1 pseudogene is annotated in these 1,066 nt (G+C 61.8%); it reads left to right on the top strand.

The annotated features are described in order from the left end of the window. A pseudogene (locus A2J03_RS21620) lies at positions 1-1,066 on the top strand (DNA topoisomerase IV subunit B); the annotation flags it as partial.

Here is a 1,066-nt window from a genome sequence, read left to right on the forward strand (position 1 = left end):
GCTGCACGCGGGCGGCAAGTTCGACTCCGATTCGTACGCTGTCTCCGGTGGTCTTCACGGTGTCGGTATCTCCGTGGTCAACGCGCTCTCGACCAAGGTCGAACTGCAGATCGCTCGCGACGGCCACCGCTACACACAGACATACGACTATGCCAAGCCTGGCCCGCTCGAGACGGTCGGCGACACGAAAGACACCGGCACGAAGACGCGGTTCTGGCCGGACGGCCAGATCTTCGAGACTCTCGACTTCAGCTTCGAGACGGTGCACCGTCGCCTCCAGGAGATGGCGTTCCTGAACAAGGGACTCACCATCAACTTCGCCGACGAGCGCGTCGCTGCCACCGACGCCACCGAGGACGAGCTCGGCGAAACCGCGTTGGCACCGAAGACCGCGGAAGAGGAAGAGGCCGAAGCAGCCAACGCGAAGCCAGCGAAGGCGCGCAAGCGGACTTATCACTACCCGGACGGATTGGTCGACTTCGTCAAGCACATCAACGCGAAGAAGACTCCGATCCACAGCTCGGTCGTCGGCTTCACCGGCAAGGGTGAGGGCCACGAGGTCGAGATCGCGATGCAGTGGAACGCCGGCTACTCCGAATCGGTTCACACCTTCGCCAACACGATCAACACGCACGAGGGTGGCACCCACGAAGAGGGTTTCCGCACCGCGTTGACCTCCACGGTGAACAAGTACGCGCTGGAGAAGAAGCTCGTCAAAGAGAAAGATGTCAAGCTCACCGGCGACGACATCCGTGAAGGACTCGCTGCCGTTGTCTCGGTTCGTGTCGGAGAACCCCAATTCGAGGGTCAGACCAAGACCAAGCTGGGCAACACCGAAGTCCGTTCGTTCGTGCAGAAGGCGTGCAACGAACACCTGGCACATTGGTTCGAGTCCAACCCGGCCGATGCCAAGACGATCATCAACAAGGCCGTGTCCTCGGCGCAGGCCCGGATGGCCGCACGAAAAGCACGAGAGTTGGTGCGCCGCAAGAGTGCAACCGATATCGGCGGGCTACCCGGCAAGCTCGCCGATTGCCGCTCCAACGATCCGGCGAAGTCCGAGATC

The sequence above is a fragment of the Rhodococcus sp. EPR-157 genome (genome assembly GCF_001647195.1).
Lineage (GTDB): Bacteria > Actinomycetota > Actinomycetes > Mycobacteriales > Mycobacteriaceae > Rhodococcoides.